The organism is Ramlibacter sp., from assembly GCF_036383835.1.
Lineage (GTDB): Bacteria > Pseudomonadota > Gammaproteobacteria > Burkholderiales > Burkholderiaceae_C > Ramlibacter.
In genome coordinates this window covers 52,847-79,795 of the sequence record NZ_DASVNN010000089.1, presented here as the reverse complement: position 1 = coordinate 79,795, position 26,949 = coordinate 52,847, and the positions used below count along the sequence as shown (strand labels likewise).

Below are 26,949 nucleotides of genomic sequence, written 5' to 3'. Positions count from 1 at the left end.
TCAGTTCCCTTCGAACTTCGGCTTCTGCTTCGCCACGAAAGCCTCGTAGGCCCGCGTGAAATCCTGCGTCAGCATGCACAGGGCCTGCGCCTGCGCCTCGGCCTCGATCGCCTGTTCGAGGGTCATGGCCCATTCCTGGTGCAGCATGGTCTTGGTGATGCCGTTGGCGAAGGTGGGCCCCTGCGCCAGCTCTCGCGCCAGCGCCTGCGCCTGTTCCAGCAGGTGCTCGGGCTGGCAGGTCCGGTTGAAGAAGCCCCAGCGCTCGCCTTCCTCCCCGCTCATCGAACGTCCCGTGAACAGCAGCTCGCTGGCGCGGCCCTGGCCGATGATCCGCGGCAGCATCGCGCAGGCGCCCATGTCGCAGCCGGCGAGTCCCACGCGGTTGAAGAGGAACGCCGTCTTGCTGCGCGCCGTGCAGAGGCGCAGGTCGGAGGCCATCGCGACGATCGCGCCGGCACCGGCGCAGACGCCATCGACCGCCGCGACGATAGTCTGCGGGCACGCCCGCATCGTCTTGACGAGATCGCCGGTCATGCGGGTGAACATCAGCAGCTCCGGCGCCTCCAGCCGCACCAGCGGGCCGATGATCTCGTGCACGTCGCCGCCCGAGCAGAAGTTGTCGCCGGCACCCACGACGACCACGGCGTGCACGTCGGTCGCGTATTTCAGCTGGCCGAAGAGGTCCCGCAGTTCCGCGTACGAGTCGAAGGTGAGCGGGTTCTTGCGCTCGGGCCGGTTCAGCGTGACGGTGGCCACGCCCTCCTGCACCTGCCACAGGAAGTGCTGCGCGCGGTAGCCCGCGAGCTGCCTGCGGTTGCCGGCGGCCAGCGCGGGATCGACGCGCTCAGTTGAATCGTTCATTCGTCGTCTCCTGGGCCTGGGCGCGCTCGCGTTCCAGGTTGCGTTCGAGCTGGATCTTGCCGGAGAGGTATTGCTTCGGCCAAGGCACGTCACGGTAGCCGATCTTCGCCGCCTCCAGCAACGCCCAGGCCGGATTCGCCAGATGCGGCCTGGCGACCGCGCAGAGGTCGGCGCGGCCCGCCGCGATGATGCTGTTCACGTGGTCGGCTTCCGAGATCGCACCGACGGCCATGGTGGCGATGCCCGCCTCGTTGCGGACGCGGTCGGCGAACGGCGTCTGGTACATGCGACCGTACACCGGATGCTGCTGCTTCGACACCTGCCCGGAGGAGCAGTCGATCAGGTCGGCGCCGGCCGCCTTGAAGGCACGCGCGATCTCCACCGCATCGTCCGGCGTGATGCCGCCGGGCACCCAGTCGTGCGCGGAGATGCGCACCGACATCGGCAGGTGCGCCGGCCACACTTCGCGCATGGCGCGGAACACTTCGAGCGGAAAGCGCAGGCGGTTGGCGAGTCCGCCCCCGTAGTCGTCGGTGCGCTGGTTGGTCAGCGGCGAAATGAAGCCGGACAGCAGGTAGCCGTGGGCGCAGTGCAGCTCCAGCCAGTCGAAGCCGGCTTCGGCGGCGTAGCGCGCGCTGCGCACGAAGTCCTCGCGCACGCGGTCCATGTCGGCGCGCGTCATCGCCCGCGACCAGTCGCTCACGCCGTCGAGATACTGCTGCGGCGAGGCCGAAACCAGCGGCCAGTTGCCGGAAGCGAGCGGCAGGTCCTCGCCCTCCCAGGGCACGCGGGTGGAGCCCTTGGGTCCGGCGTGACCGAGCTGCATCGCGATCTTCGCGCCGGTGTTCGCATGCACGAAATCGACGATGCGCTTCCAGCCGTCTCGCTGCTGCGCGTTCCACAGGCCCGGGCAGCCGGGCGTGATGCGAGCGTCGGAGCTGGTGCAGGTCATCTCCGCCACCACCATGCCGGCGCCGCCCATGGCGCGGGCGCCCAGGTGCACCAGGTGGTAGTCGGCGGGCAGGCCGTCGACGCAGGAGTACTGCGCCATCGGCGAGACGACCACGCGGTTCTTCAGCGTCACGCCGCGCAGCGTGAAGGGCGTGAACATCGGAGGGGTCGACTGCGCCCCTGCCTCGCGACGAGCGCCGGAGCGCTCGGCGATCCAGTCCTCGTACCGTTCCACGTAAGCCTTGTCGCGCAGGCGCAGGTTCTCGTGGCTGATGCGCTGGCTGCGCGTGAGCAGCGAATAGGCGAACTGCTCCGGCGGCAGGTTGACGTAGCGCGCCACGTTCTCGAACCACTCGGTGGAATTGCGCGCGGCGTTCTGGATCTTCAGCACTTCGACGCTGCGTACCGCTTCGTAGTCGCGCAGGGCCTGCGCGAGGTCGCGCGGCGAACGCGAAATGCTGCGCGCCAGCTCGATCGCATCCTCCAGCGCCAGCTTGGTGCCCGATCCCACCGAGAAATGCGCGGTGTGCGCCGCATCGCCCATCAGCACCACCGGCGCGCGGCCGTTGTGGTGCACCCAGGCGCCGCAGACCACGCGCGGGAACTGGATCCACTGCGCCGACCCGCGCAGGTGACTGGCATTGGACATCAGGCGGTGGCCACCGAGGTATTTCGCGAACACCTTCTCGCAGAATGCGATCGCCTCTTCCTTCTCCATCCTGTCGAGGCCGGCCTTGCGCCAGGTCTCCTCCGGCGTCTCCACGATGAAGGTCGAGGTCTCGCCGTCGAACTGGTAGGCGTGCGCCTGGAACCAGCCGTGCGGCGTTTCCTCGAAGGCGAAGGTGAAGGCGTCGAACTTCCGGTGCGTGCCCAGCCAGACGAAGCGGCACTTGCGCAGGTCGATGTCCGGCCGGTAGCTGTCGGAATACCTGGTGCGGATGCGGCTGTTGAGGCCGTCGCTCGCGATGATCAGGTCGGCATCGGGATATTCCTCGTCGCCCTGCACGTCGCGCTCGAACAGCAGTTCGACACCGAGGTCCTCGCAGCGGCGCTGCAGGATGTTGAGCAGGCGCTTGCGTCCGATGCCGCAGAAACCGTGGCCGCCGGACACCACCTGGTGCCCGCGGATGTTCACCTCGATGTCGTCCCAGTGGTTGAAGGCACCCAGGATCTCGCCGGCGGTCTCGGCGTCGGCCGCCTGCAGGTTGCCCAGGGTCTGGTCGGAGAACACGACGCCCCAGCCGAAGGTGTCGTAGGGCCGGTTGCGCTCGACCACCCGGATGCGGTGCGACGGGTCCTGCTTCTTCATGAGCAACGCGAAGTACAGGCCCGCCGGGCCGCCGCCGATGCAGACGATGTTCATGGTTGCTCCAAGCCTGGATATTTTAAGTTTAAAGCTTCTGGACGCAAGCCCGCAAGTCGCGCCGCTGCGGCCCGCGCAGGTCAGGCCGGGCCGCCGAACTCCGCGTCCAGCCGGGCCAGCTCCGCGTCCAGCGCCAGCACTGCGGCATCCAGCGCTGGCCAGTGGCCGTCCCACGCGGCGGCGGTCACCAGCTGGCAGACCTCGTCCATGCCGTGCGCGTGGACCATCCGGCTGGCGCCGATCATGCGATGCATGACCGCGCGGACCGCCTCCAGGTCGCTCCGTCCCAGGGCTTCGTGCAAGGCGGCGCGGTCCTCGCGCGCACTGAGAACGTAGGCGCCCACGATGGCCCGGATCCGCTGCGGATCGGCGCCCCACACGGACCCCAGGCGGGCCGTGTCGATGCAGGGACGGCCGCCAGGCGCCGGCGCCGGTTCAGGCGCCGCCGGCGGCGCGATCGCGGCGCGCGGCGCGACCTCGGCCACCGGCGGCACGGGCGCCGGCAGCCAGGCTTGCAGCCGGTGCAGCATCTCGCGCAGCGGCACCGGCTTGAACACGACGTCGTCCATGCCGGCCTCCCGGCACTTCTCCACCTCGCCTTCCAGCGCCATCGCGGTGCAGCCGATGACGGGCGTGCGCCGCCGGCCGCTCGCCGCTTCCTGCTCGCGGATGCGATGCGCCAGCTCGTAGCCGCTCAGGCCCGGCATCTGGCAGTCCGTGAGCACGAGACCGAAGCGGCCGCTTTCCCACAGGGCCAGTCCCTGCAGGCCGTCGACGGCGGCTTCGGCGGCGTAGCCGAGCGACTCGACCTGTTGCTGCATCAGCAGGCGGTTCACCGGGTGGTCGTCGACGAGAAGGATCAGCGTGCCTTCGGCCTGCGCCTGCGCAACCGCCGGCGCACGACGCAGCCCGCCCACGATCTGCCGCAGGTCCGCCATCTCCTGCGCGGCCGACGGCGGCAGCAGTTCCGCCGCCGCCGTGCGGACCTGCAACTCCAGCGTGAGCGTGGTGCCCCGCCCCAGCTCGCTCGCGAGGCGGACCGTTCCGCCCATGAGCTCCGCGAGCCGGCGCGAAATGGTCAGGCCCAGGCCGGTGCCGCCCGCCGCCGCCTGCGCGCCGGCAGTCGCCTGCACGAAGGGTTCGAACAGGCGCTCCTGCTCCTCGGGGGCGATGCCGACGCCGGTGTCGGTGACCGAGACGCGCAGCTGCTGCACGCCCTCGCCGCCGGCCAGCACTTCGGCGCGCAGGTGCACGTGCCCTTGCGGCGTGAACTTCACGGCATTGCTGACGAAGTTGTTGAGGATCTGCCGCAGCCGCAAGGCATCGACCCACACGGCGGGGGCCACCGCCGGATCGAGCGTGACCGATAGGGTCACGCCCTTCCTGCTCGCGACCGCGGCGTGGATGTTGCGGATCTCCTCCAGGATGCAGGCGACCGACGCCGGCTCCTCCCGCAACTCCAGCTTCCCGGCCTCGATCTTCGAAAGGTCCAGGATGTCGTCGATGATGCGCAGCAGGGCCCGGCCCGACTCGCCGATCACGCCCAGCGCGCCCCGCTGCTTGGGGTCGAGCGGGCCGAGCCCGAGCAGCTCCAGCATGCCCAGCATGCCGTTCATGGGCGTGCGGATCTCGTGGCTCATGGTGGCCAGGAAGGCGCTGCGGGCGCGGCTGGCGCGCTCGACCTCCTCGGCGCGCGCGCGCAGCGCTTCGTGCAGCGCGGCGATCTCGCGCTCGCGGGCACGCGCCTCGGTCACGTCCTCGGCGATGCCCAGCAGGTGGGTGCGCCGCCCGGTCTCGTCCACCAGCGGGATCTTCTTCGTGTGCAGCAGCCGCAGGCCGTCGCGAGCGGACTGGAGTTGCTCTTCGGGGATGTCGAGGATCTTGCCCGCCGCGAGCACCTCGCGGTCTTTGGCCACGAAGAAATCGGCGTCCTCGCGCGGGAAGAAGTCGTAGTCGGTCTTGCCCAGGATGGCCTCTTCCGACAACCCGGTGAGCTGCTGGCCCGCGAGGTTCAGGCGCACGAAGCGCAGGTGCGTCGCCTCCTTGACGAAGATCATGTGCGGGATGTTCTGCACCACCGATTCCAGGAAGCGGTGGGCGGCCGCGGATTCCGCGGAGCGCCGGCGCAGCACGCGTTCCGCCTGCACGCGCGCAGTCATCTCGCGCCGGATCGCGACAAACACCGCGCCCAGCACGACGGCCGCGGCGACCAGCGCGAGCACCGTCATGGCGAGGGTGCGCTGGCGGCCGCGCGTCAGTACGCCCGCGCGCTGCTCCTCCTCGATCCGCTCGAGTTCATCCAGGCGTTCCATCGCTTGCCGGACGGTTGCCATCGCGGCCTCCGTGCGCGGGTCCATGGAGTCGCGCAGCCGCCCGGTGCCCTCGCTGACGGCGTCCAGTTCCTCCTGCAGCAAGCGGGCGAGGCGAGCAACGGACGTATCGAGGGCGGCCACCGCTGCGCGGCCTTCCACCGCCACCGGCACGATGGTCAGCAGCCGGCGTGCGCGCGTGAGGGTCTCCACCTTCTCGGCCCAGGCATCCGCCACTTCGTGGCCAGCGCCGGCGAGGATGCGTCGCTGCGTGAAGATGGCATCGGCGAGCGCCGCATAGAGGTCCGTGAGGTGCCCGCGGAACACCTTGACCTGCTCCAGCCGCTCCGCATGGCGGGCATACTCCTCCGCCGAGCGGTACGCAAGGCCGCCGACCGCGATCAGCAGGACGAGGGCCATCACGAAGCTTGCCATGACCTTCACCTGGATCGCGTCCTGCAGGAAACGCAGGCTGCGGGAGCCGCCCCAGAACCGGTAGTGCGCGATCCAGGTGCCCAGACCGAGGAGGAGGAAAGCGAGCGCGGTGTGGATCGCGACCGGCGGGGCCCACGCATCGGTCCGGATTTCGGCGGCGCCCCAGAGATAGCCCGTCATCGACACCAGCCCGATCACCCCGGCCGCTCCCGCGCCGATGTTGACCACGGCGCCGAGGCGGGCGAAGGGCAGCGCGGCCAGCGCCGTGCCGAGGAATGCGAAAGCCGCCGCGCTGTAGGGCGACATGCGGCCCTTGATCCTGTTGTAGGCATTCGCGTTGTCGCGCACCAGCGACTCGTCGATGCCGAGATCGACGCCGAACACGTATTGCGCCGCCGTGGCGACGCCCAGGACGGCGACCATCACGCCCAAGGCTTGTGCAAACCCTCGCCGGCCCTCCCGCATCCGGCCGCCCTCGCGCGCGGCGTGCAGCAGGAGCGCCATGCCCGAGAGCACGAGCGCGACCGCCGTGTTGGCCTTCATCTCCACCGCGCCCGGAAGCACGCTGCGCAGCCCGGGAACGTCGAAAATCCACCCGAACAGCACCAGCAGCCCGACCAGCAGGGAAAAAGCGCCACAGGCGCGCACCAGCATCGCCGATGCCGCCCGGATCAACCTGTACTGGTGCCGCGTGGTGCGCGCATCGTGCGCCACCGTGGCCCCTGCCGGCAGTTCTGACTCCACTGATCCTTTCCAGCACCCTGCCACGGGCGCTCCCAGCCGTTGCAGAATACAAGGAGCCGTGTCGCAATGGGGGCGCTCTGGAACAATGAATGACATGACTGCCACACTGCAGACAGTCCGCTTCCTCATCGTCGAGGACCACGCGTTCCAGCGCCAGATGCTGGAACAGCTGCTGCGCTCCCTCGGCGCGACGGAGATCCGGTCCGCCGCCAACGGGGCCAAGGCCGTGGGCATGCTGCGCGACTCGCCCGATGTCGACATCGTGATCAGCGACGTGTCCATGCCCGAGGTCGACGGCATCGAACTCATCCCGATGCTGGCCAGGCTCGCACCGGGTGCGTCGCTACTGCTGGCGAGCGTGGAGGACTGGGCCCTGAACGTGGGCAAGGCCATCGCCGAGAAGCACCGTATTCCCCTGCTCGGCGTGCTGCGCAAGCCGCTCGCGCCGGACAATCTGCGCCCCCTGCTGGAGGCCTACCTGGCCGGGGCCAAGGCCGCCGACCCTCCCCTCTAGGCTTCCAGGGAAGCGAGCGCCAGGCCTTCGTGGGCCCTGCGCATCACCTCGCGCGGCGGTTCGCCCTTCAGCCGGTGGTCGCTCCACACCTGGCGCCAACGCCGCGCGCCCGGCAGGCCGTTGTACAGGCCCATGAAGTGACGCGCGACCGAATGCCAGGGCGTGCCGCGCGCGGCATGTTCGCGCTCCATGTATGCGACCATCGACGCTTCGACCTCCTCGCGCCGCAGCGCCGAGGGGGCCTCGCCGTAATAGAGCGCATCCCAGCGGGCGAGCCACCAGGGATGGTGGTAGGCCTCGCGGCCGACCATCACGCCGTCCAGGTGGTCCAGTTCGGCGTGCATCACGGCGTCCGAGGTCACGCCGCCGTTGATCGCGATCACCAGTTGCGGAAACTCCTGCTTCAGGCGGCGCACGAGCTCGTAGCGCAGCGGAGGGACCTCGCGGTTCTCCTTGGGCGACAGGCCTTTCAGCCAGGCATTGCGGGCGTGGACGAGGAAGACACCGCAACCGGCTTCGGCCACCGTGCCGACGAAGTCACGCACGAATTCGTAGCTCTCCACCTTGTCGATGCCGATGCGGTGCTTCACCGTCACGGGCACGTCCACCGCGTCGACCATCGCCTTGACGCAATCGGCCACCAGCTTCGGTTCGGACATCAGGCAGGCCCCGAAAGCGCCGCGCTGCACGCGTTCGCTGGGGCAGCCGCAGTTCAGGTTGATCTCGTCGTAGCCCCACTGCGCGCCGAGTTTCGCGGCGTGCGCGAGGTCGGCCGGCTCGCTGCCCCCGAGCTGCAGGGCCACGGGATGTTCGGTCTCGTCGAAGTCGAGGTGCCGCGGCACGTCGCCATGCAGCAGCGCGCCCGTGGTCACCATCTCGGTGTACAGGCGGGTGCGGCGGCTGAGGAGGCGATGGAAGTAACGGCAGTGGCGGTCGGTCCAGTCCATCATCGGCGCCACGCTCGTTCGCCAGCCATCGGATCGTTGATTCATAAGGACATTTCGGGAGGGATCGGCACAGCAGACATCATGCGTGCGCGGCTCCATGCCCTGCATTTTCACAGCTGTCCAACGGCTGGTGCCAGGCAAACGTCGTCGTGCCCCGGCCCCTTACCCCTTCGCATCCGCTCCGCGCAGCTTCTCCGGCAGGACAAATCGGCTGATGAGGCCGGCAAGCGACTCGGCCTGCTCCGTCAGGCGAAGGGAGGCGACGGAGGACTGCTCCACCAGCGCGGCGTTCTGCTGGGTGGCATCGCTCACGCGCGCCATGGCGCCGTTGACTTCGGAGATGCCTTCGCGCTGCGACCGGGTCGCCTCGGCGAGTTCATGGATCGTGCCCGCCACCGCCTTCATGGATTCGACCACTCCCGCGATGGTTTCGCCGACCTTCGCGGCGAGCGAAGCGCCCGCCTGCACGGATTCGTCCGAGCGCGACACGCGATTGTTCACGTCGCGCGCCGCGCCGGCCGCGCGCAGGGCGAGTTGCCGCACCTCGGCCGCGACCACCGCGAACCCTCTCCCGTGCTCGCCCGCGCGGGCGGCCTCGACGGCGGCATTGAGCGCCAGCAGGTTGGTCTGGAATGCGATCCCGTCGATGAGGGCGACGATCTCCGCGATCTGCTGCGATTCCTGCTGGATCCCCTGCATGCGCCCGACCAGGCCCGCGACCAGCTCGCCTCCGGCCACTGCATCCTCGGCGGCGCGGCCGGCCAGGACCTGGACTTCCCCGAGCGCGGCACCCGAGGCCTGCAGCGTGGACGTGATCTGCACGATCGCGACGGCCGTGCGGTCGAGGCTGCCCGCGGTTTCCTCGGTTCGCTGGGAGAGATCCTGGTTGCCGCATGCCATCTCCTGCGCTGCAGAGTGCAGGCTGCGCGCGGATGTGCCCACGTTCGCCACCAGCGCCCGCAGGTTGTCCTGCATCTGCGCCAGGGCCCCGAGAAGCCGTCCGGCCTCGTCGCGCGAGTGACCCTCGATCTCCCGGGCGAGATCGAAGTCCGCCACTCGCGCCGCGGCCTGGCTCGCGAACGAGATCGGGTGCGAGATCCGCGCCGACAGCCACCGCGCGAGCACGGCGCTCACCAGCAACGCGGCAAGCGCAAAGCCTGCGAGACCCCAGCGGGCCTCCACGCTGCGGTCGTGAATGCCGGCGGCCGAGGCGTCGATGGCCTCGCGCTGGGTCGCTGCCATGGCGTCGACCGCCCGCAGGAGATCCGACGACGCCGGCACGAAGCGTCCTTCGTATTCCTTGCGGATGGTCTCGGTCATGTTGGTGTCGACAGCCGCGACCAGGCCGCGCACGGCCTTGTCGAACCCCGCATCGCTCGCGACTGCTGCAGCCACGCGCTCCCGCGCCGCTTCCTCCTGCGCCTGCAGCCCCATGCGTTCGAGCAGCGCGCGGTACTCGCGCCGGGTGGCCTGCGCATCGCGGGCCAGCGCCTCCTGCACTCCGGGCTCCGAGCTGAGCGACATGGCCTTGTAGCGCTCCGCGGTCAAGGCGACGAGCCGGTAGGCCTCGGCCGCGTTGCGCTCCGCGGCGAGCCTCCGCTGCACGACGTCCTTCGTGGCGGCGTCGACGCGCAGGAGTGCGAGGGAACCCAGCGCGGCACCGAGGACGCAAAGCACCACGATCACGAAGAACGAGAGGCCCAGCATCCGGCCGAGGATGCTGGCTGGACGGTGAGGCAGTTGGGCGGGCACGGATGGAGCGGCTTGCATGGAGCGCCTAGCCTAGGATCCATTTGTGACAAGGTGTAGGCAGACGGCTGAGGCATCGCTGACGGCGGCCTCGCGGCGCCAGCACGCAGGCCGCGCCTGCTGCATGACAATGGGGGCGCGGTACCTCCCAGGCCAGCATGAGAACCATCATCGTGCAGTTGACGGACCTCCACCTCCGGCCGCCCGGAGAGCTGGCCGAGGGCAGGATCGACACCGCGCGCTTCCTGCAGCAGGCGGTCGCGGCCGTGCTGGCACTGCCGCAAACGCCGCACGCATGGGTGATCACCGGCGACCTGGCCGACCATGGCCTGCCCGCCGAATACCGGCAGCTGCGCGAGCTTCTTGCACCGCTGCGCTGCCCCGTCTTCCTGCTGCCCGGCAACCATGACGATGCGGGACCGCTCCGATCCGAATGCCCGGAACATGCGTACCTCGGAACGGAAGGCGACGTGCGCTATTCCGTGCCGGTCGGGGACGTGCAGCTGATCGCCGTCGACACGACGGTGCGCGGCCAGCCGCACGGCGCGCTCGACACGGACCGGCTGCGGTGGCTCGCGGCCGCCCTCGATGCCTGCAACGGCCGCCCGATCATCGTCGCGATGCACCATCCGCCGTTCCGGACGCTGATCGGCCACATGGATGCCATGGGGCTGCTGGAGGGCGCGGACGGGCTGGAGGCGCTGGTCCGCGCGCATCCCCGGGTGGAACGGGTGATCTGCGGCCACGTGCACCGGCCGGTGCAAGTGCGCTTCGGCGGCAGCATCGCCTCGATCTGCCCCTCGCCGGCCCACCAGGTCGCGCTGGACCTGCGCCCGGACGCGCCCGCCGCCTGGACGTTCGAGCCCGGCGCGTTCCTTGTGCACGCGTGGGACCCGGCGACCGGGCTCGTGACGCACCAGGCGTATGGAGGCCGGTTTCCGGGACCGTATCCGTTCGACGACTGAACACCGCGCCATGCATCCTGGAGGCATCGTGAACGAGTTCGAGCTGAAGTTCCAGGTCCCGACGGACCGGCTCGCGGAAGTGGCGGCCGCGCTGCAGCGCGGGCCCGCCGAATCGAAGCGATTGCGGGCACGCTACTTCGACACGCCGGACGAGGCCCTGGCGCAGGCGGGATTGGTGCTGCGCATCCGGCAGGAGGGCGGCGACTGGGTGCAGACGGCCAAGGGTCCCGGCCGCGGCAGCTTCGAGCGGCTGGAACACGACTTCCGGCTGGAATCCAGCGGCGCCGACACGTCGCCGCTGATCGCCAGGCACCGGGGACATCCCGTGCATGAACTGCTCGTGCAGGCCTTGCGGCATTCCCCCTCCGACCTGCAGCCCACGTTCGAGACCGAGATCGAGCGCCTCGCGCGGACCGTCAGCGCGGGCGGCGCCTCGATCGAGATCGCGCTGGATCGCGGCGAGGTCCGATCGGACGGCCGGGCGCAGGCGGTCCAGGAGATCGAATTCGAACTGAAGGAAGGCCCCCCCGATGCGGTGATCGAACTCGCTCGCAGCTGGTGCGGGTCGCACGGGCTTTGGCTCGACCCCCAATCCAAGTCCGCACTCGGCAGGCGGCTGGCGATCGGCGAGCCCTGCACCGCGCCCGTGACCGCGCAGCCGCTGCAGCGCGCAGGGCGTTACCTGCTCGCGGCCATCCTCGACACAACGCTGCGGCAGATCCTGGGCAACGCCCGCGAACTCGCCGCCGGCACCGGCGGCGATGAACACGTACACCAGCTGCGCGTGGGCATCCGGCGCCTGCGCACGGCCTTGCGCGAACTGCGGGAATCCGGCGCCTGGGGGCCGCTGGAGTCGCGGGTGGAAGAAGCGCTGCGCGGACTGTTCGGGCAGCTCGGCACGCATCGCGACCGGACGACCTTGTTGCCGCAACTGCTGCGGGACGTGCAGGCTGCCGGCGCTCCGGTCGCATCCTGGCAGCCCGCACTGCCGGACCTGCGCGCAGCGGTGCGCGACGGCCAGGTGCAGGATGCCCTGGTCTGCCTCGCCGGGCTCGCGCGCACGCTGCACGAGGGCGACGGCGCCGCTCCGAAAGTCTTGCGCGCGCTCGCCACCGGCCGGCTGCAGGCGCTGCATTCGAAGATGCTGAAGGGCGGACGGCGCTTCGAGGAGTTGCCGCTTGCCTCCCGGCACAAGGTCCGCAAGCGCCTCAAGCGCCTGCGCTATCTCGCGGAGCTCGTGCGGCCGCTGTACGACGCTGCGGAAGTCGATGCCTACGTCCTGTCCCTGAAGAAGCTGCAGGATGCGCTCGGCCTCTACCAGGATTCGGTGGCCGGCCGGTCGCTGTTCGAAGAGCGCTCGCGGGAGGAGCCGGCGGCGTGGTTCGGCGCCGGTTGGCTGGCCGCGCAGGAGGACCGGCTCGCGCGCGACTGCGCCGAGGCGTGCCGCAAGGCGGCGCGCAAGGCCAGGCCGTTCTGGAAATAGCCGCTGCGGGGCCTGTCTTCGAGCGCGCTTCGCCGCGACTCCCGATGCTATGCTGAATTTCTTTGCCGATTGAACTCCGCATGCAGGACGGATCCCTCCTCGCCGCCGTCGACCTCGGCTCCAACAGCTTCCGCCTGGAGATCGGCCGCCTCGATTTCGGCCAGGTCCGCCGCGTCGAATACCTCAAGGAAACCGTGCGCCAGGGCAACGGCCTGGACGAGGCCCGCAACCTCACTGCCGAGGCGATGGAGCGTGGCTGGGCCTGCCTTGCGCGATTTGCCGAGCGCCTGGCCCCCTTCAGCACGGCACAGGTGCGCGCGGTCGCGACGCAGACCCTGCGCGAAGCGCGCAATCGCGAAGTCTTCCTGGACCGCGCGCGCGACATCCTCGGCTTTCCCATCGACGTGATTTCCGGCCGCGAGGAGGCACGGCTGATCTACCAGGGCGTGGCCCACTTGCTGCCGCAGTCGCCGGAGCGGCGCCTGGTGGTGGACATCGGCGGGCGCTCGACCGAGCTGACCCTGGGACGGCAGTACCGCGCCGAGGTGATGGAGAGTTACCGCGTCGGCAGCGTGACCTGGTCGATGAAGTATTTTCCGGACGGGCAGTTCACCGAAGCGGCCTTCGCGCGCGCGGAAGTGGCGGCGCAGGCGGTGCTGGACGAAGCGCTCGGCGCGTACGTGCCGGGCAGCTGGGACGTCGCCTACGGCTCCGCCGGGACGATAGGCGCGGTGGCGGACATCCTGGCCGCGGCAGGCATGGGCCAGGGCGAAGTGAGCCGCGCCGGCCTGCTCTGGCTCGAGGCGCAGCTGCTGCAGGCGCGCAGCGCCGAACGCGTGCGGCTGCCGGGCCTCAAGGACGACCGGCGGCCCGTGATCGGCGGCGGCCTGAGCGTGCTGCGCGCCGTGTTCGACCTGCTCGGGATCGACACCATGCAGGCCGCGCAGGGCGCGCTGCGGCACGGGGTGCTGTACGACATGCTCGATCGCGAGCACGCCGACACCGACGTGCGCGCGAGCACCGTGACCCGCCTGGCCGGCAAGTTCGAGGCCGATGCCGCGCAGGGCACGCGCGTGGGGCGGGTCGCCTGCATGCTGTTCCGCCAGGTATGGGCCGGGCGTCCCGCGCACGAGGGAGAGGACCACGAGCGCGAGCTCGCCTGGGCCGCGCGGCTGCACGAGATCGGGACGCGGATCTCGCACAGCGACGCCCACAAGCACGGCGCCTACATCCTCGCCAACGCGGACGCATCGGGGTTCGCCCAGAGCGAGCTGCTTCGCCTGAGCATGCTGGTGCTGGGACACCGTGGCAAGCTGCGCAAGCTGGAAGCCGACTTCGGCGACGCCGTGTTCATGCAGCAGCTCGCATGCCTGCGGCTGGCGGTGATCCTCTGCCACGCACGGCGCGACCCGGAGCTGCGCGGGATTGCCGTGTCGGCGAGCGGCAACGCGATCGCGCTGATGCTTCCCGCGCAGTGGGGGAACGCGTACCCCCAGTCGGCCCACCTGCTGCGCATGGAGGTGCTGGCCTGGCAGAAGACCCCCTGGAACTTCCTGCTGCACGAGGCGGGCGCCAGCGGTTGAGCAAAACGGTATTTACTGTATATACTGTTTATACGCATTCCCGAGGAACACCACCATGCCCGCCACGAAAAGCGCCGTCGCCAAGCTTCCCCCGCCCCCCAAGGCGAAGGCGGCCCCATCCGCCAGGAAACCGGCTGCGAAGGCGAAAGCCGCCGTCAAGGCCGACGGCAAGTCCAAGCCGGAGGCCGCCGCGGCCGACAAGCCGGAAAAGCCGAAGAAGCCGAAGCTGGTGCGCGACAGCTTCACCATCCCGAAATCGGAATACGCCGTGCTGGAGGAACTGAAGCTGCGCGCCGCCAAGCTGGGGCGGCCCAGCAAGAAGAGCGAAGTGCTGCGCGCCGGCGTGCAGGCGCTGGCCGCCATGGGCGATGCGGCTTTCCTTGCCGCCGTCGGCACCGTGCCGGCGATCAAGACGGGCCGGCCGGCGAAAGCCTGAGAGCTTCGCTAGGCGGTCTCGGGCGACTGCACGGCCCAGACCAGGATCTCCTGCGCGCCGTCGCTTTCGCGGGCGCGCAGCCACCAGGCGGCGCCCTTGCGTACGCCGCAGTTGCCGTCCTGCAGGCGCAGCACCTGCGCGAGCGTCTGCCCCAGCGTCGGCTGGTGGCCGACGACCATCACCGGCCGGTCGTTGCCGGGCCATTGCGCGGCTTGCAGGATGGCCGCAGGCGGGGCATCCGGCGCGAGGCTGTCCACGATGCTGAAGCCACGCCCGAGGCCCAGCGCGGTCTGCTGGCAGCGCAGCGCCGGGCTGCACAGCACCTGCGTGTCTTCCGGCAGGTGCTTGCGCAGCCACTCGCCCACGCGCGCGGCCTGCTTCTGGCCCCGAGGTGTCAGCGCGCGGTCCAGGTCCTCCTGGCCTTCGCGCTGGTCTTCCGCTTCGGCATGACGCCAGAGGATCAGGTCCATGATCTCCCTTCGTGCTCGCCCCTCGGGGCGGCGTAGCTTTGCATCAGCAGCGCCTGCGCGCCTCGCGCGGCGGGGTCTTCGGCGGCCTTCCCGCGCTTGTAGGTGCCGTCGGCCTGCAGTTCCCACGCATCGCGCTCGTCTTCCAGGTACGCCTTGAGGCATTCCTCCAGCACGCGCTGGCGCAGTTGCGCGTCCAGCACGGGCCAGGCGATCTCCACCCGCCGCAGCATGTTGCGGTTCATCCAGTCGGCGCTCGAGAGGAACAGCCGCTCGTCGTCGCCGGCGCGGAAGTAGAACACCCGGGAATGTTCCAGAAACCGTCCCACCACGGAGCGCACGCGCACGTTGTCGGTCAGCCCCGGCACCTGCGCCGGCAGCATGCAGGCCCCGCGCACGACGAGGTCCACGCGCGCGCCGTGGCGGCCGGCGCGCACCAGCGCCTCGATCAGCGCCTCGTCGGTGAGCGCGTTCACCTTGAGCATGATGCGCGCGTCGCGACCGGCCGCGGCCGCCGCACCCACCTTGTCGCATTCCTCGATGAGCTTGCGGTGCAGGTGGAAGGGCGCGGTCCAGACATGGTGCAGCCGCGGCAGCTTGCTCTGGCTCGCCAGATGCACGAAGACCTGGTCGATGTCGGCGGTGAGTTGCGGGTCCGCCGTGAGATGGCTGATGTCGGTGTAGACCCGGGCCGTGCGAGGGTTGTAATTGCCCGTCGACAGGTGTGCGTACCGGACCAGCTCCGAACCTTCGCGCCGCGTGACCAGCAGCATCTTGGCGTGCGTCTTGAGTCCCACCACGCCGTACACGACCTGGGCGCCGACGGCCTCGAGCGCCTCCGCCGAGTTGATGTTGGCTTCCTCGTCGAAGCGCGCCTTCAACTCGACAACGACGGTGACCTCCTTGCCGCGCCCCACGGCCTCGCGCAGCAGCTCCACCATCTCCTCTTCGTTGCCGGTCCGGTAGATGGTCTGCTTGATCGCCAGCACCTGCGGATCCAGCACCGCCTCGCGCAGGAAATCGAGCACGCCCTGGAAGCTCTCGAAGGGCTGGTGGATGATGACGTCGCCCTTCTTCAGCTGGTCGAAGACGGGACGCCCCGGAACCAGCCCGCGCGGATAGGACGGTGCGTAGGGCGGAAAGAGCAGCTTGGGCGCGTTCACCAGGCCGATCATCTGCTGCAGCCGTACCAGGTTCACCGGACCGTGCACGCGGTACAGCGCCTCCTGGGGCAGGCCGAACTGCGCGAGGAGGAACCCGGAGAGGAATTCCGAGCAGCCGGCCGAAACCTCGAGTCTCACCGCCTGGCCGTAGTGCCGCTGCTGCAGGCCCAGGCGCAACGCCGTGCGCAGGTTGCGCACGTCCTCTTCGCCCACCGCCAGCTCCGACAGCCTCGTGAGGCGGAACTGCGAGAACTGCCCCACCTCCCGGCCGGGAAACAGGAGCTCCAGGTGCGCCCGGATCACGCTCGACAGGGAAACGAACAGCTGCCGTTTGCCGGCCAGCTTCGCCGGCATGGGAATGATGCGCGGAAGCACGCGCGGCACCTTGACGATCGCGATCTCGTTCTCGCGGCCGAAGGCGTCCTTGCCCGACAGGCGCACGATGAAGTTCAGCGACTTGTTCGCCACCTGCGGGAACGGATGCGCCGGATCGAGGCCGATGGGGATCAGCAGCGGCCGCACTTCCCTCTCGAAATGCTCGTGCACCCAGGCTTTCTGCGCCGGCGTGCGCTCGCCATGCGAAACGATCGCGATGCCGTGCTTTTCCAGGGCGGGCATCAGCTCGTCGTTGTAGAGCGCGTACTGGCGGTCGACCAGCCGGTGCGCGGCAGCCGACAGCTTCTCGAAACTGCGGACCGTGAACGTGCCCTTGGCGTGGCCGGCCATCGCGGCGCTCAGGTGCTCGGCCGCGCGCACCTCGAAGAATTCGTCGAGGTTCGACGAAACGATGGTCAGGAACCGCAGCCGCTCCAGCAGCGGCACGGAAGCACGGCGCGCCCAGTCGAGCACCCGCTCGTTGAAAGCCAGGATGCTGTGGTCACGGTCGAGGAAAGGAACCACCGTCGGGGCGGTGTCGCACATGCAGGGATCCGGTTGTGACGGTTGCATGACAGTGTCACGGATGGATGTGACAAGCGCGTGACAAAGCCGCGTCCTGCGCAGAGGGCGCGTCTTGCGATGGCGGGGCGCCTCAGCGGATCGCGCGCTCCACGTCTTCCGTGCCGCAGTGACGCACATCCGCCCCCTGCACCACATAGATGATGCACTCGGCGATGTTCTTCGCGTGGTCGCCGATGCGCTCGATGGCCCTGGCCGCCAGCACGAGCTCGACGCCGCTGGCGATCGCGCGCGGCTCCTGCGTCATGCGCGCCGTGATGCGACGGAGGAATTCACCGAACTCGCGGTCGAGCGCCTGATCGTCCTTCAGGATCGCCGCCGCGCTGGCGGTGTCCAGCCGGGCGAATGCGTCCAGCGCCTTGCGCAACTGGCCGGACGCCAGTTCCGCGGCGAGCTGCAGTTCACGGGCGGGCTCCGTGTGGTCGCCGCCCCTGGCAAGCACCGCGTCGACCGTCCGGGCGACCCGCTCCGCCTCGTCACCAATGCGTTCCAGATGGGCCGTCGTCCTCGACATCGCGGTCAGCAGCCGCAGGTCTTCCCCCTTCGGCTGACGCCGGCCGATCGCCGAGTTGAGCTCGCGGTCGATGTCGATTTCGAGCCGGTTCACGCGCACCTCGTTGGCGATGACCCGGCGGGCCGCCACCTCGTCGAAGCAGGCCAGCGCCGATGCGGCCTGGCGCGTCTGTGCTTCGACCAGCCCGCCGAGCTCGAGCACGTGCGACGAGAGGACTCTCAGTTCGTTGTCGAAGCGTGCGGAAAGGTGCTTGTCTGGCATCGCGACTCGCAAGGGTGCCGGATCAGCCGAAGGCAGTGCCCTCTTTCCGTACCCGCGCCGGAGCTGTGTTGAACAGGATGGGCCGACTCTAGGCAGCGTGTGTGACCGGCCGGTGACAGGAGCATCGCGGTACGGTGCCTTCACTCCACCTTCAGGTCACGCAGCAGCGGATCCTCGTCGGGGTAATGCAGGTCCAGGGAACGCATCGTGTCGCGCAGCCCGAGCGCGATCATCACGTTGCGATGCGTCTTGGAATCCGCCGGCACGATGGTCCAGGGCGCCCAGGGCGTAGCGGTGGCCGCCAGCGCCTGTTCGTACGCGAGCTGGTAGGCGTCCCACTGCTTGCGCACATCGAGGTCGCCTCGCTGGAATTTCCAGCGCTTCTCGGGGTCGTCGATGCGCTCCTGGAGCCGTTCGCGCTGCTCTCGCCGCGAAATGTGCAGCATGAACTTGAGCACCACAGTGCCGGTTTCCACGAGCAGGCGTTCGAAGTCGTTGATCTGGGCGTAGCGACGCTCCTTGTCTGCTCCCGAAATCTGGCCGGTCACCACGGGCACCAGCACATCCTCGTAGTGGCTGCGGTTGAAGCAGACGATCTCGCCGGCGGCAGGCACCTGCTGGTGGATGCGCCACAGGAAATCGTGCGCGCGTTCCACGGGCGTGGGCGCCTGCCAGGCGACCGTGCGCACGCCGATGGGACTCATCCGGCCGAGCACCGCCCGCAGGGTGCCGTCCTTGCCGCTGGTGTCCAATCCCTGCAGGACGAGCAGCAGCTTGAAGCGGCGGTCCGCGTAGAACAGGTTCTGCAGCGCGTCCAGTTCCTGCGCCAGTTCGTCGACCCGGTTGCGATCGTCAGCCTTGTTGCCGGACGAAAGAGGCTTCTCGGCCGGGTCGAACGAGGCAAGCGAAACGGGCGCGCCGGGCGTGGCGATACGCCAGCGCGCCCAAGGGTCGTGCCCGTTCTTTTGCTTGCGTGCCATCGGCAGGCGAGGAAGGGGCGCGCCGCGCCCCCTCCAGGCAGGGTCAGCGGCCGTCCTTGTCCGCGTCACCCGGGAGCGCGCGCTCGACGCGGTGCCACGCATCGCGCGTCGCGTGCTTGGCGTGCTCCCACTCGAGCGAGGACTTGCCGCGCGCCGTGCCCCAGTCGCGAGCCAGTTCGGGCTCGACCTCGTCGTACGAGCGGCCCGCATGGCGGGACTGCGCGTCCCAGCCATAGCGATAGGCCGGCTCGTAGTCGTCATACGTGGCGCCGCTCTTGATGTAGGGGCGGCTGGCGTAGTTGTCGCGCCAGTAGGCGTCCTCGATCGCAGGATCGGCCTTGTGCTTGCCGGCCAGTGCGCCGGCTGCCGCGCCGACCGCGGCACCGATGGCCGCGCCGACCGGACCCGTCATGCCGCCCACCACCGCACCTGCGGCCGCGCCACCAGCCACCCCGCCGGCGACGCCGCCGACCACGGCGCCCTTCGCTGCGCCCTTGGCCTCGGGACGGTCGATCTTGTCGGAAGAGAGGTCGCGCTTTTCGTTCATGGAAGCTCCTTTGGATGTGCCGGCCGCCTTCGATGGCGCCGGCGGTTAAGGGAGCCCCGAAGGTAGACCCACGCGTACCGCCCAGGCGTTGGCATTTGCCTCACGTACCGCTCGGTCCGCGCCTACCGACCTGTCGGCGCGCGCGCACAACCCGCAGCGCATTCGTATCAAGCAGTGTGCTCGACGTGTCCGCGCCGCCCTACCTGCCCCCGCCGCGGGCGACTACAGGCGAGCCCGGCCGTATGCGCTGCAATGGCGGCACACCACAGAAGAAGGAACGCACATGAAGCCATTCCACCTCGATTCGAAGATGCACACGATGGGCGGCAAGTTCTATCCCACCGGCTGGATGGTGTTGATGTTCCCCGGCGAGCAGGAGGCGCAGGACGCCGCGCGCAAACTGGCCGACGGCGGCATCGCCGACACCGAGGTGATGATGGTCACTCCCGACCAGTTCCGCGCCGAAATCCTGGGCCGCGCGGGCGACGACGCGATCCTGCCCTCCGCGGGCACCGAGGGCGACACCGTGCGCCAGTTCGCGACCTATGCCATGCGCGGTCACCACGCACTGATGGTGCACGCGCCGGACAGCGAGCAATCGGAACGCGTGATGGAGTTGCTGCACGACTGCCCGATCGCCTACGGCCAGCGCTACCGCAAACTGGTGATCGAGGACATCGTCGAGCCGACACTGCCCGGCTGAGGCAGCCCAGACAAATTTGCGTGCTCCCACGGCGGCGAAAGGGTCTTCCCTTTCCCGCACCGCCGACAGGCCTATCCTGAACCTTCGGTTTACCGAGGAGCCGCAGATGAAGCCTTTCAGCATGAGCGCCGGCATGACCAACATGCGTGGCGTGTTCTATCCCACGGGCCACATGGTGCTGATGTTCCCCACCGAGGCGGACGCGCGCCTGGCCTGCGAGAGGCTGCGAAAGGACGGGATCTCGGAAGACGACCTCTGCATGGCGTCCCCGGACGAGTTCGAGGGTCAGATCACCGGCGCGACGGACGAGGACGACGACGTGCTGCTGCCCTCCGTCGGCACCGAGTCGGAAACGGCCCGCCACTTCCGCCAGCTGGCGCACCAGGGGCACTACGCGCTGATCGTCCACGCGAAGGCCGGCCTGTCGTCGGACCACGTGATCGAGGTCCTGGACGGCACGCATGTGTCGTACGGCCAGCGCTACCGCTACCTCGTGATCGAGGACCTGGTCGAGGACAAGGGCCAGGAATGAAAAAGGCCCGCGCATGCGGGCCTTCTCCGTTGGGGCCTTCCGGCCTCAACCCATGTGCAAGCCGCCGTTGACCGAGAAGTCCGCGCCGGTGGTGTAGCCGCTTTCCTCGCCGGCCAGCCAGGCGATGATCGAGGCGATCTCGCTCGGCTCGCCCAGGCGCTTCACCGGGATGGTGCCGACGATCTTGTCGAGCACGTCCTGGCGGATCGCCTTGACCATGTCGGTGCCGATGTAGCCCGGGCTCACCGTGTTGACCGTCACGCCCTTGGTGGCCAGCTCCTGCGCCAGCGCCATCGAGAAGCCGTGCATGCCGGCCTTGGCCGCCGAATAGTTGGTCTGGCCGGCCTGGCCCTTCTCGCCGTTCACCGACGAGATGTTGACGATGCGGCCCCAGCCCTTTTCCACCATGTCGCCCACGACCTGCTTGGTCACGTTGAACATGGAGTTCAGGTTGGTCTCGATCACCGCGTCCCAGTCCTCGCGGCTCATCTTCAGGAACATGCGGTCGCGCGTGATGCCGGCGTTGTTCACCAGCACGTCGATGGCACCGTGCTCGGCCTTGGCCTTGCCGAAGGCTTCCACGGTCGAGCTCCAGTCGGCGACGTTGCCCACGGATGCGTGGAAGGAGAAGCCCTGCGCCTTCTGCTCGTCGAGCCACTTGGCGAAGTCGCGCGTCGGGCCGCAGCCCGCGATCACCTTGAAGCCTTCCTTGTGCAGGCGCTGGCAGATGGCCGTGCCGATGCCGCCCATGCCGCCGGTCACGTACGCCACTTTCTGGGCCATGTTCCTCTCCTTGCAGTTACTGGAAATTCATTCTGCGCGCTCAGGCGCGCTCCACGGCAAGGGAAACTCCCATGCCGCCGCCGATGCACAGGGCCGCGACGCCCTTCTTCGCATCGCGCCGCTGCATCTCGTGCAGCAGCGTCACCAGGATGCGCGCGCCGGATGCGCCGATCGGATGGCCGATGGCGATGGCGCCGCCATTCACGTTGACCTTCGCCGGATCGACGTCCAGCGCTTTGTTCACGGCGCAGGCCTGCGCGGCGAAGGCTTCGTTCAGTTCGAACAGGTCGACATCGGAGGCCTTCCAGCCGGCGCGCTGCAGCGCCTTCCTGGTCGCGGGCACGGGGCCCATGCCCATGGTCTTGGGATCGAGGCCGCTGGTGCCGAAGGCCTTGATGGTGGCCAGCGGCTTCAGGCCCAGTTCCCTGGCCTTCTTCGCGCTCATCACCACCACGGCGGCGGCGCCGTCATTCAGGCCGGAGGCGTTGCCCGCGGTCACCGAACCCGCCTTGTCGAAGGCGGGACGCAGGCCGGCGAGCGCTTCGGCGTTGGTCTTGCGGTTGACGAATTCGTCGGTGTCGAAGGAGAGCGGGTCGCCCTTCTTCTGCGGGATGGAGATCGCGACGATCTCGTCCTTGAACTTGCCGGCATCCTGCGCGGCGGCAGCCTTCTGCTGGCTGCCCAGCGCCAGCGCGTCCTGCGCGGCGCGGTCGATGCCGTGTTCCTTGGCCACGTTCTCCGCGGTCACGCCCATGTGGTACTGGTTGTACACGTCCCACAGGCCGTCGACGATCATCGTGTCCTGCATCTTCCAGTCGCCCATGCGCTGGCCGTCGCGCGAGCCCATGAGCACGTGCGGCGCGGCGCTCATGTTCTCCTGGCCACCCGCCACCACGATCTCGCTGTCGCCCCAGGCGACCGCCTGCGCGGCGAGCATCACCGCCTTCAGGCCGGAGCCGCACACCGCGTTGATCGTCAGCGCCGGCACTTCCTTGGGCAGGCCCGCCTTCAGCGAAGCCTGGCGCGCCGGGTTCTGGCCCGCGCCCGCGGCCAGAACCTGGCCCATGATCACTTCGCCCACCTGCGCCGGATCGACCTTGGCGCGCGCGAGCGCTTCCTTGATCACGGCGGCGCCGAGCTCCGTCGCGGGGATCTTGGCGAGCGAGCCGCCGAACTTGCCGACGCCGGTGCGGACGGCGGAAACGATGACGATGTCTTCCATGTGTGTCTCTCCTGGTGAACCCTGCATGTCATTGCGGGCTTGACCCGCAATCCATGGGTCCCGGGTCGAGCCCGGGACGACAAACCGTTCAGGCTCTCGCCTTCACATACCGTCCCGGCGCGGGCTCGATCGCCTTGTACTTGCTGCCCTTGCCGTAGGTTTTCGGTGCGGCAACCTGCTTGCCTGCATGCCCCTTCAGCCAGTTCGCCCAGTCGGGCCACCAGCTGCCGGGATGTTCCTTCGCGCCCTCGAACCACGCGTCGTACGTGCCGGGCAGCTTGTCGTTGGTCCAGTGGGACCGCTTGTTCTTCGAAGGCGGATTGATCACGCCGGCGATGTGGCCCGAGGCGCCCATCACGAAGCGCTTCTTGCCGGGCAGGTGCTTCACCGTCGCGTAGGCGCCGGCGATCGGCACGATGTGGTCTTCGCGCGAACCGTAGATGTAGACGGGGATGTCGACCTTGCCGAAGTCGATCTTCTCGCCGCACACCTTCAACTTGCCCGGCTTCACCAGGTTGTTCTCGAGGTAGGTGTTGCGCAGGTACCAGGCGTACATCGGGCCCGGGAGGTTGGTGGAATCGCTGTTCCAGTAAAGCAGGTCGAAGGGCGGCGGCGTCTCGCCCTTGAGGTAGTTGCCCACCACGTAGTTCCACACCAGGTCGTTCGGGCGCAGGAAGCTGAAGGTGGACGCGAGGTCCTGGCCCTTGAGCAGGCCCTTCTGCCCGATCTGCATCTCGCGGTACTTCACCGCGCTCTCGTCGATGAAGACGTCGAGCACGCCGGTTTCGCTGAAGTCCAGGAAGGTCGTGAGGAAGGTGGCCGACGCCACCGGCTTTTCGCCGCGCGCGGCGAGCACCGCCAGCGCGGTCCCGAGAATCGTGCCGCCGACGCAGAAGCCCAGCGCGTTGATCTTCTTCTGGCCGCTGAGGTCCTGCACCACTTCGATCGCCTTCAGCGCGGCATCCTCGATGTAGTCGTCCCAGGACTTGCCTTCCAGCGAGTCATCGGGATTGCGCCAGCTCACGACGAAGGTGCGATGCCCCTGCTCGACGAGGTAGCGGATCAGCGAGTTCTCCGGCTGCAGGTCGAGGATGTAGAACTTGTTGATGCAGGGCGGCACCACCAGGAAGGGACGCTCGTACACCTGCCTGGTGAGCGGCTTGTATTCGATCAGCTGGAACAGCTCGTTCTCGAACACCACCGCGCCCTCGGTGGTCGCGACGTTCGTGCCGACCTCGAAGGCGCTCTCGTCCGTCATGGAGACGTGGCCCTGCTGCAGGTCGGCCAGCAGGTTCTGCATGCCGCGCGCGATGCTCTCGCCCTTGGTTTCCACCGCCTTCTGCTGCGCTTCGGCATTGAGCGCCATGAAGTTGCTCGGCGCGGACGCGGCCATCCACTGCTCGACCGCGAAGCGCAGCCGCGCCTTGGTCTTCACATCGGTATCCACCGCTTCGGCAAGGCCGAGCAGCGTGCGCGCATTCAGCAGGTAGACGGCGGCGGAAAAGGCAGCGACGGGATTGCGCGACCAGGCGTCGTTGGCAAAGCGCTTGTCGGAAGGGGTGGGTCCGCCGCCCAGGCCCTGGTTCCACAGCTCGGTGGCTTCCCGCAGGTAAGCTTCCTGCAGGGCTTGCAACTTGCCGGTCGAGAATCCCAGGCTGGGCAGCTTGCTTCCCGTGGTGCCCGCCTGCTGCAGCGATTGCAGTGCCTGCGACCACTGTTTGCCGAGGTTTTCCTGGAACTGCCTGGCCTGCGCGGACCAGTCCACGTCAGAATTCATGCGATGTCTCCTAATGTCTTATTCGGGGTTTCCCGGAGTATCCCATCAAGATTGTTGCAGTGCAACATGGAGTTAAGGGAACGCTCGTGTACCTGGTAGTCACCGCGTGGATCTACGTCGCGCTGATGATGGCCGTAGCCGAGGCCAATCATCCGCAAGGCACTCTCGCCGGCGCGGTTTTCACCTTTCTACTCTATGGCGCGGCTCCCGTGGCGCTGATCGTCTACCTGATGGGCAGGCCGGCTCGGCGCGCTGCGCGGCAGCGCCGGGAAGCGGAAGCCGCGGAGGCTTCAGGCGAGCCAGACGGCGGCGGCGAGGCGGCCGCTGACGCGGTCCCGACGGTGCGAAAAGAACCTTGAGGAGTTCGTGACGGTGCACCACGCGGTGCTGCCGTCGTTGCCGTGCACCTCGGCGATGCCCAGTCGGGCCAGGCGGCGGCGCGCGAGGCCAGGCAGGTCGGCGAGGAACTTGCCCTCGCCCTGCGAGCGAAAAAAGGAAGCCGCGTCAGCGTCACCCGCCATGAAAGCGGCGCGCACTTCGGCACCGACCTCGAATGCATCCGGGCCGATGCACGGACCGAGCCACGCAAGCATGTCTGCAGCCTGGCCGGCGTGCGGCTTCATCGCGGCCCACAGCGTTTCCAGGACGCCCTCGCCGCGCTCGCCCGCGAGACCGCGCCAACCGCAGTGCGCCGCGCCGACGATGCGGCCGTCGCGGCTCGCGAGGAGCACCGGCAGGCAGTCGGCCACCATCATCGTGCAGGCCACGCCCGTGTCGGTGGTCCAGCAGGCATCGGCTTCGGTGCCGTCCGGCGTCCGCGCGTCGACGCGAACGACGCCGCGGCCATGCACCTGCTTCAGGAATACGGGCCGCGCCTGCAAGGTGCCGGCGAAGCGACGGCGGTTTTCTTCGACGGCCACCGCGTCGTCACCGACGTGGTCGCCGAGATTGAGCGTGTCGTAAGGCGGCTTCGACACGCCGCCGTCACGCGTGCTGCAGAAGGCGTGCACGCCCGGCGCGGCAGGCCAGCGTGGAGTCATGCCTCGTTGTCGGGACAGGCCGAAGGCTGCGCCTTCTGGAAGGCGGGATGCTGCATGCAGTTCTCGAACGCGCCCATGGTGCGCGGCAGGCCGCTGAAGTCGACGTCGAAGCGCTGGCCGTTGAAGATCTGCGGCACCAGGCAGCAGTCGGCGAGCGTGGGCGTGTCGCCGAAGCTGTACTTGCCGGCGGGCAGCTGCTGCAGTTCGCGCTCGAACATCTCCAGGCCGGTGCGCACCCAGTGGCGATACCAGGTGTTCTTGTCCTCCTCTTCCACCTTCAGGTCGCGCACCAGGTACTTCAGCACCCGCAGGTTGTTGAGGGGATGGATCTCGCAGGCGATCAGCTGCGCGAGCGAGCGCACGCGGGCGCGGCCGATCGGGTCCCGCGGCAGCAGCGGCGGATTCGGGTGGGTCTCGTCCAGGTACTCGATGATGGCCATCGACTGGCTCAGGAGCTGCCCGTCGTCGAGCGCCAGCGTCGGCACCAGCTGCGAAGCCGACACCGCGGCGTACTTCTCCTGCTTGTGCTCGCCCCTGGGCAGGTGCACCGGCAGGTAGTCGTAGGCCAGGCCCTTGAGTTCGAGCGCGATACGCACGCGGAAGGACGCGGAGGATCGGAAGTAGTTGTGCAGCTGCATGGCGCGAAGCATAAACCTTGACCGTACACTGCGGCCCGACACCAGGAGACGAGCATGCTGCATCCCCAGGCCCGCGCCCTCTTGCGCCTGATCGAGGAGAAAGGCGTCCCGCCGACGCACACCCTCTCGCCGGCAGAGGCGCGTGCGTTCTACCTGCAGCGGCGCACCTTCGTGCAGCCCGATCCGCCGGAGGTGGGCTCCGTCCGCGAGCTGGAAGCCAAGGGTCCGGCCGGCACCATTCCGCTGCGCAGCTATCGTCCTTTGGGTGCGCCGGCCGACGCGATGTTGCCGGTCCTCGTCTACTACCACGGCGGCGGCTGGGTGGTGGGCGACCTCGATACGCACGACGTCCTCTGCCGGGAGCTGTGCAACCTCTCCGGCTGCGCGGTGATCGCGGTCGACTACCGCCTGGGGCCCGAGCACCGCTTCCCCGCCGCGGTGGACGACGCGCTCGCGGCCGCGCGCTGGGTTCGCGAGGAAGCGGCGGCGCTGAAGGTGGATGCGTCGCGCATGGCCGTCGGCGGCGACAGCGCCGGCGGCAATCTCGCCGCGGTGGTGGCGCTGGCTGCGCGCGAAGCGGGCGACCTGCCGATCGCCTTCCAGCTCCTGATCTATCCGGCGACCGACCAGCGCCGCGGCGCACCTTCGCACACCACCAATGGCCAGGGCTACCTGCTGACGAAGGAGTCGATGGACTACTACCACGACCACTACGTTGCGGACCTGGCGCGGGACCTGGACTGGCGCGCTTCGCCGCTGCTGCATGCGGACCATGCGAAGCTGCCGCCGGCCTTCGTGCTGACCGCCGGCTACGACCCCCTGCGCGACGAGGGACTGCAGTACGCGCAGAAGCTGTCGGAAGCGGGCAGCCGCGCGAGCCTCGTGAACTTCGAACGGCAGATCCACGGCTTCATCACCATGGGGCGCGTGATCGACGAGGCGAACGTGGCGGTGGAGTTGTGCGCGGGGCAGTTGCGGCGCGAGTTGAACCCGTGACGCGCTGAGCGGATGCCGGACCCCATTCG

The 26,949-nt window shown here is 69.0% G+C and carries 23 protein-coding genes; 8 read left to right on the top strand and 15 right to left on the bottom strand.

Features of this window, described 5'->3' with window-relative positions; all coding sequences use genetic code 11:
* From VF522_RS14675 to VF522_RS14665, 3 genes are all read right to left on the bottom strand, one after another.
* Positions 1-861: an enoyl-CoA hydratase family protein gene (locus tag VF522_RS14675; protein WP_330909025.1), complete on the bottom strand. Its 861-nt coding sequence runs from the start codon at positions 859-861 to the stop codon at positions 1-3.
* A complete protein-coding gene (locus VF522_RS14670) occupies positions 845-3,175 on the bottom strand; it encodes a bifunctional salicylyl-CoA 5-hydroxylase/oxidoreductase (RefSeq protein ID WP_330909024.1) in 2,331 nt (776 codons plus the stop codon). The genes VF522_RS14675 and VF522_RS14670 overlap by 17 nt, the downstream gene beginning before the upstream one ends.
* 80 nt (positions 3,176-3,255) lie before the next feature.
* Entirely contained in the window at positions 3,256-6,663 is a 3,408-nt protein-coding gene (locus VF522_RS14665; RefSeq protein WP_330909023.1) for a hybrid sensor histidine kinase/response regulator, read from the bottom strand.
* A 94-nt stretch (positions 6,664-6,757) separates the two neighbouring features.
* Between VF522_RS14665 and VF522_RS14660 the strand changes: the two genes are divergently transcribed.
* A complete protein-coding gene (locus VF522_RS14660; protein ID WP_330909022.1) occupies positions 6,758-7,177 on the top strand; it encodes a response regulator in 420 nt (139 codons plus the stop codon).
* On the opposite strand, the gene dusA is transcribed toward VF522_RS14660, so the two are convergent.
* Positions 7,174-8,169 (bottom strand): tRNA dihydrouridine(20/20a) synthase DusA, encoded by a 996-nt coding sequence (gene dusA / locus VF522_RS14655; RefSeq protein WP_330909021.1) that lies wholly within the window; start codon positions 8,167-8,169, stop codon positions 7,174-7,176. The genes VF522_RS14660 and dusA overlap by 4 nt on opposite strands.
* 117 nt (positions 8,170-8,286) lie before the next feature.
* Positions 8,287-9,831, bottom strand: a complete 1,545-nt coding sequence (locus VF522_RS14650) for a methyl-accepting chemotaxis protein (protein WP_330909020.1) — start codon at positions 9,829-9,831, stop codon at positions 8,287-8,289.
* A 200-nt stretch (positions 9,832-10,031) separates the two neighbouring features.
* On the opposite strand from VF522_RS14650, the gene VF522_RS14645 reads away from it, so the two are divergent.
* From VF522_RS14645 to VF522_RS14630, 4 genes are all read left to right on the top strand, one after another.
* Positions 10,032-10,838 carry a phosphodiesterase gene (locus VF522_RS14645; protein WP_330909019.1) on the top strand — a complete coding sequence of 269 codons (807 nt, stop codon included), beginning with the start codon at positions 10,032-10,034 and terminating at the stop codon, positions 10,836-10,838.
* 28 nt (positions 10,839-10,866) lie between these two features.
* Positions 10,867-12,321 carry a CHAD domain-containing protein gene (locus VF522_RS14640; RefSeq protein WP_330909018.1) on the top strand — a complete coding sequence of 485 codons (1,455 nt, stop codon included), beginning with the start codon at positions 10,867-10,869 and terminating at the stop codon, positions 12,319-12,321.
* Between the two features lie 80 nt (positions 12,322-12,401).
* The gene (locus VF522_RS14635) at positions 12,402-13,904 is read left to right on the top strand and encodes a Ppx/GppA phosphatase family protein (protein ID WP_330909017.1); all 1,503 of its coding nucleotides are present in this window, start codon (positions 12,402-12,404) and stop codon (positions 13,902-13,904) included.
* 55 nt (positions 13,905-13,959) lie between these two features.
* Positions 13,960-14,340: a hypothetical protein gene (locus VF522_RS14630; RefSeq protein ID WP_330909016.1), complete on the top strand. Its 381-nt coding sequence runs from the start codon at positions 13,960-13,962 to the stop codon at positions 14,338-14,340.
* Between the two features lie 8 nt (positions 14,341-14,348).
* Here VF522_RS14630 and VF522_RS14625 read toward each other — a convergent pair whose 3' ends face one another.
* The 5 genes from VF522_RS14625 to VF522_RS14605 form a co-directional block, all read right to left on the bottom strand.
* Entirely contained in the window at positions 14,349-14,810 is a 462-nt protein-coding gene (locus VF522_RS14625) for a SixA phosphatase family protein (RefSeq protein ID WP_330909015.1), read from the bottom strand.
* Positions 14,801-16,918, bottom strand: coding sequence for a polyphosphate kinase 1 (gene ppk1, locus VF522_RS14620; RefSeq protein WP_414709532.1), 2,118 nt, complete (start codon positions 16,916-16,918; stop codon positions 14,801-14,803). The genes VF522_RS14625 and ppk1 overlap by 10 nt, the downstream gene beginning before the upstream one ends.
* A gap of 82 nt (positions 16,919-17,000) precedes the next feature.
* Entirely contained in the window at positions 17,001-17,702 is a 702-nt protein-coding gene (gene phoU, locus VF522_RS14615) for a phosphate signaling complex protein PhoU (protein WP_330909013.1), read from the bottom strand.
* Positions 17,703-17,842: 140 nt separating this feature from the next.
* Positions 17,843-18,682 carry a PPK2 family polyphosphate kinase gene (locus VF522_RS14610; RefSeq protein WP_414709531.1) on the bottom strand — a complete coding sequence of 280 codons (840 nt, stop codon included), beginning with the start codon at positions 18,680-18,682 and terminating at the stop codon, positions 17,843-17,845.
* Positions 18,683-18,725: 43 nt separating this feature from the next.
* Positions 18,726-19,229 carry a glycine zipper domain-containing protein gene (locus VF522_RS14605; RefSeq protein ID WP_330909011.1) on the bottom strand — a complete coding sequence of 168 codons (504 nt, stop codon included), beginning with the start codon at positions 19,227-19,229 and terminating at the stop codon, positions 18,726-18,728.
* Between the two features lie 283 nt (positions 19,230-19,512).
* On the opposite strand from VF522_RS14605, the gene VF522_RS14600 reads away from it, so the two are divergent.
* Positions 19,513-19,932 carry an RNA-binding protein gene (locus VF522_RS14600; RefSeq protein WP_330909010.1) on the top strand — a complete coding sequence of 140 codons (420 nt, stop codon included), beginning with the start codon at positions 19,513-19,515 and terminating at the stop codon, positions 19,930-19,932.
* Positions 19,933-20,038: 106 nt separating this feature from the next.
* Positions 20,039-20,464: an RNA-binding protein gene (locus tag VF522_RS14595; RefSeq protein WP_330909009.1), complete on the top strand. Its 426-nt coding sequence runs from the start codon at positions 20,039-20,041 to the stop codon at positions 20,462-20,464.
* Between the two features lie 45 nt (positions 20,465-20,509).
* On the opposite strand, the gene phbB is transcribed toward VF522_RS14595, so the two are convergent.
* The 5 genes from phbB to maiA all read right to left on the bottom strand — a co-directional run bounded on the left by phbB (position 20,510) and on the right by maiA (position 25,924).
* On the bottom strand, positions 20,510-21,247 hold the full coding sequence (phbB, locus tag VF522_RS14590) for an acetoacetyl-CoA reductase (protein ID WP_330909008.1): 738 nt from the start codon (positions 21,245-21,247) through the stop codon (positions 20,510-20,512).
* 40 nt (positions 21,248-21,287) lie between these two features.
* Positions 21,288-22,469: an acetyl-CoA C-acetyltransferase gene (locus VF522_RS14585; protein WP_330909007.1), complete on the bottom strand. Its 1,182-nt coding sequence runs from the start codon at positions 22,467-22,469 to the stop codon at positions 21,288-21,290.
* Positions 22,470-22,557: 88 nt separating this feature from the next.
* On the bottom strand, positions 22,558-24,246 hold the full coding sequence (locus VF522_RS14580; protein WP_330909006.1) for a class I poly(R)-hydroxyalkanoic acid synthase: 1,689 nt from the start codon (positions 24,244-24,246) through the stop codon (positions 22,558-22,560).
* Positions 24,247-24,536: 290 nt separating this feature from the next.
* Positions 24,537-25,286 carry a peptidoglycan editing factor PgeF gene (pgeF, locus tag VF522_RS14570; protein WP_330909005.1) on the bottom strand — a complete coding sequence of 250 codons (750 nt, stop codon included), beginning with the start codon at positions 25,284-25,286 and terminating at the stop codon, positions 24,537-24,539.
* Positions 25,283-25,924 carry a maleylacetoacetate isomerase gene (gene maiA, locus VF522_RS14565; protein ID WP_330909004.1) on the bottom strand — a complete coding sequence of 214 codons (642 nt, stop codon included), beginning with the start codon at positions 25,922-25,924 and terminating at the stop codon, positions 25,283-25,285. The genes pgeF and maiA overlap by 4 nt, the downstream gene beginning before the upstream one ends.
* Positions 25,925-25,978: 54 nt before the next feature.
* Between maiA and VF522_RS14560 the strand changes: the two genes are divergently transcribed.
* Entirely contained in the window at positions 25,979-26,920 is a 942-nt protein-coding gene (locus tag VF522_RS14560; RefSeq protein WP_330909003.1) for an alpha/beta hydrolase, read from the top strand.
* The last annotated feature ends 29 nt before the right edge of the window (positions 26,921-26,949 follow it).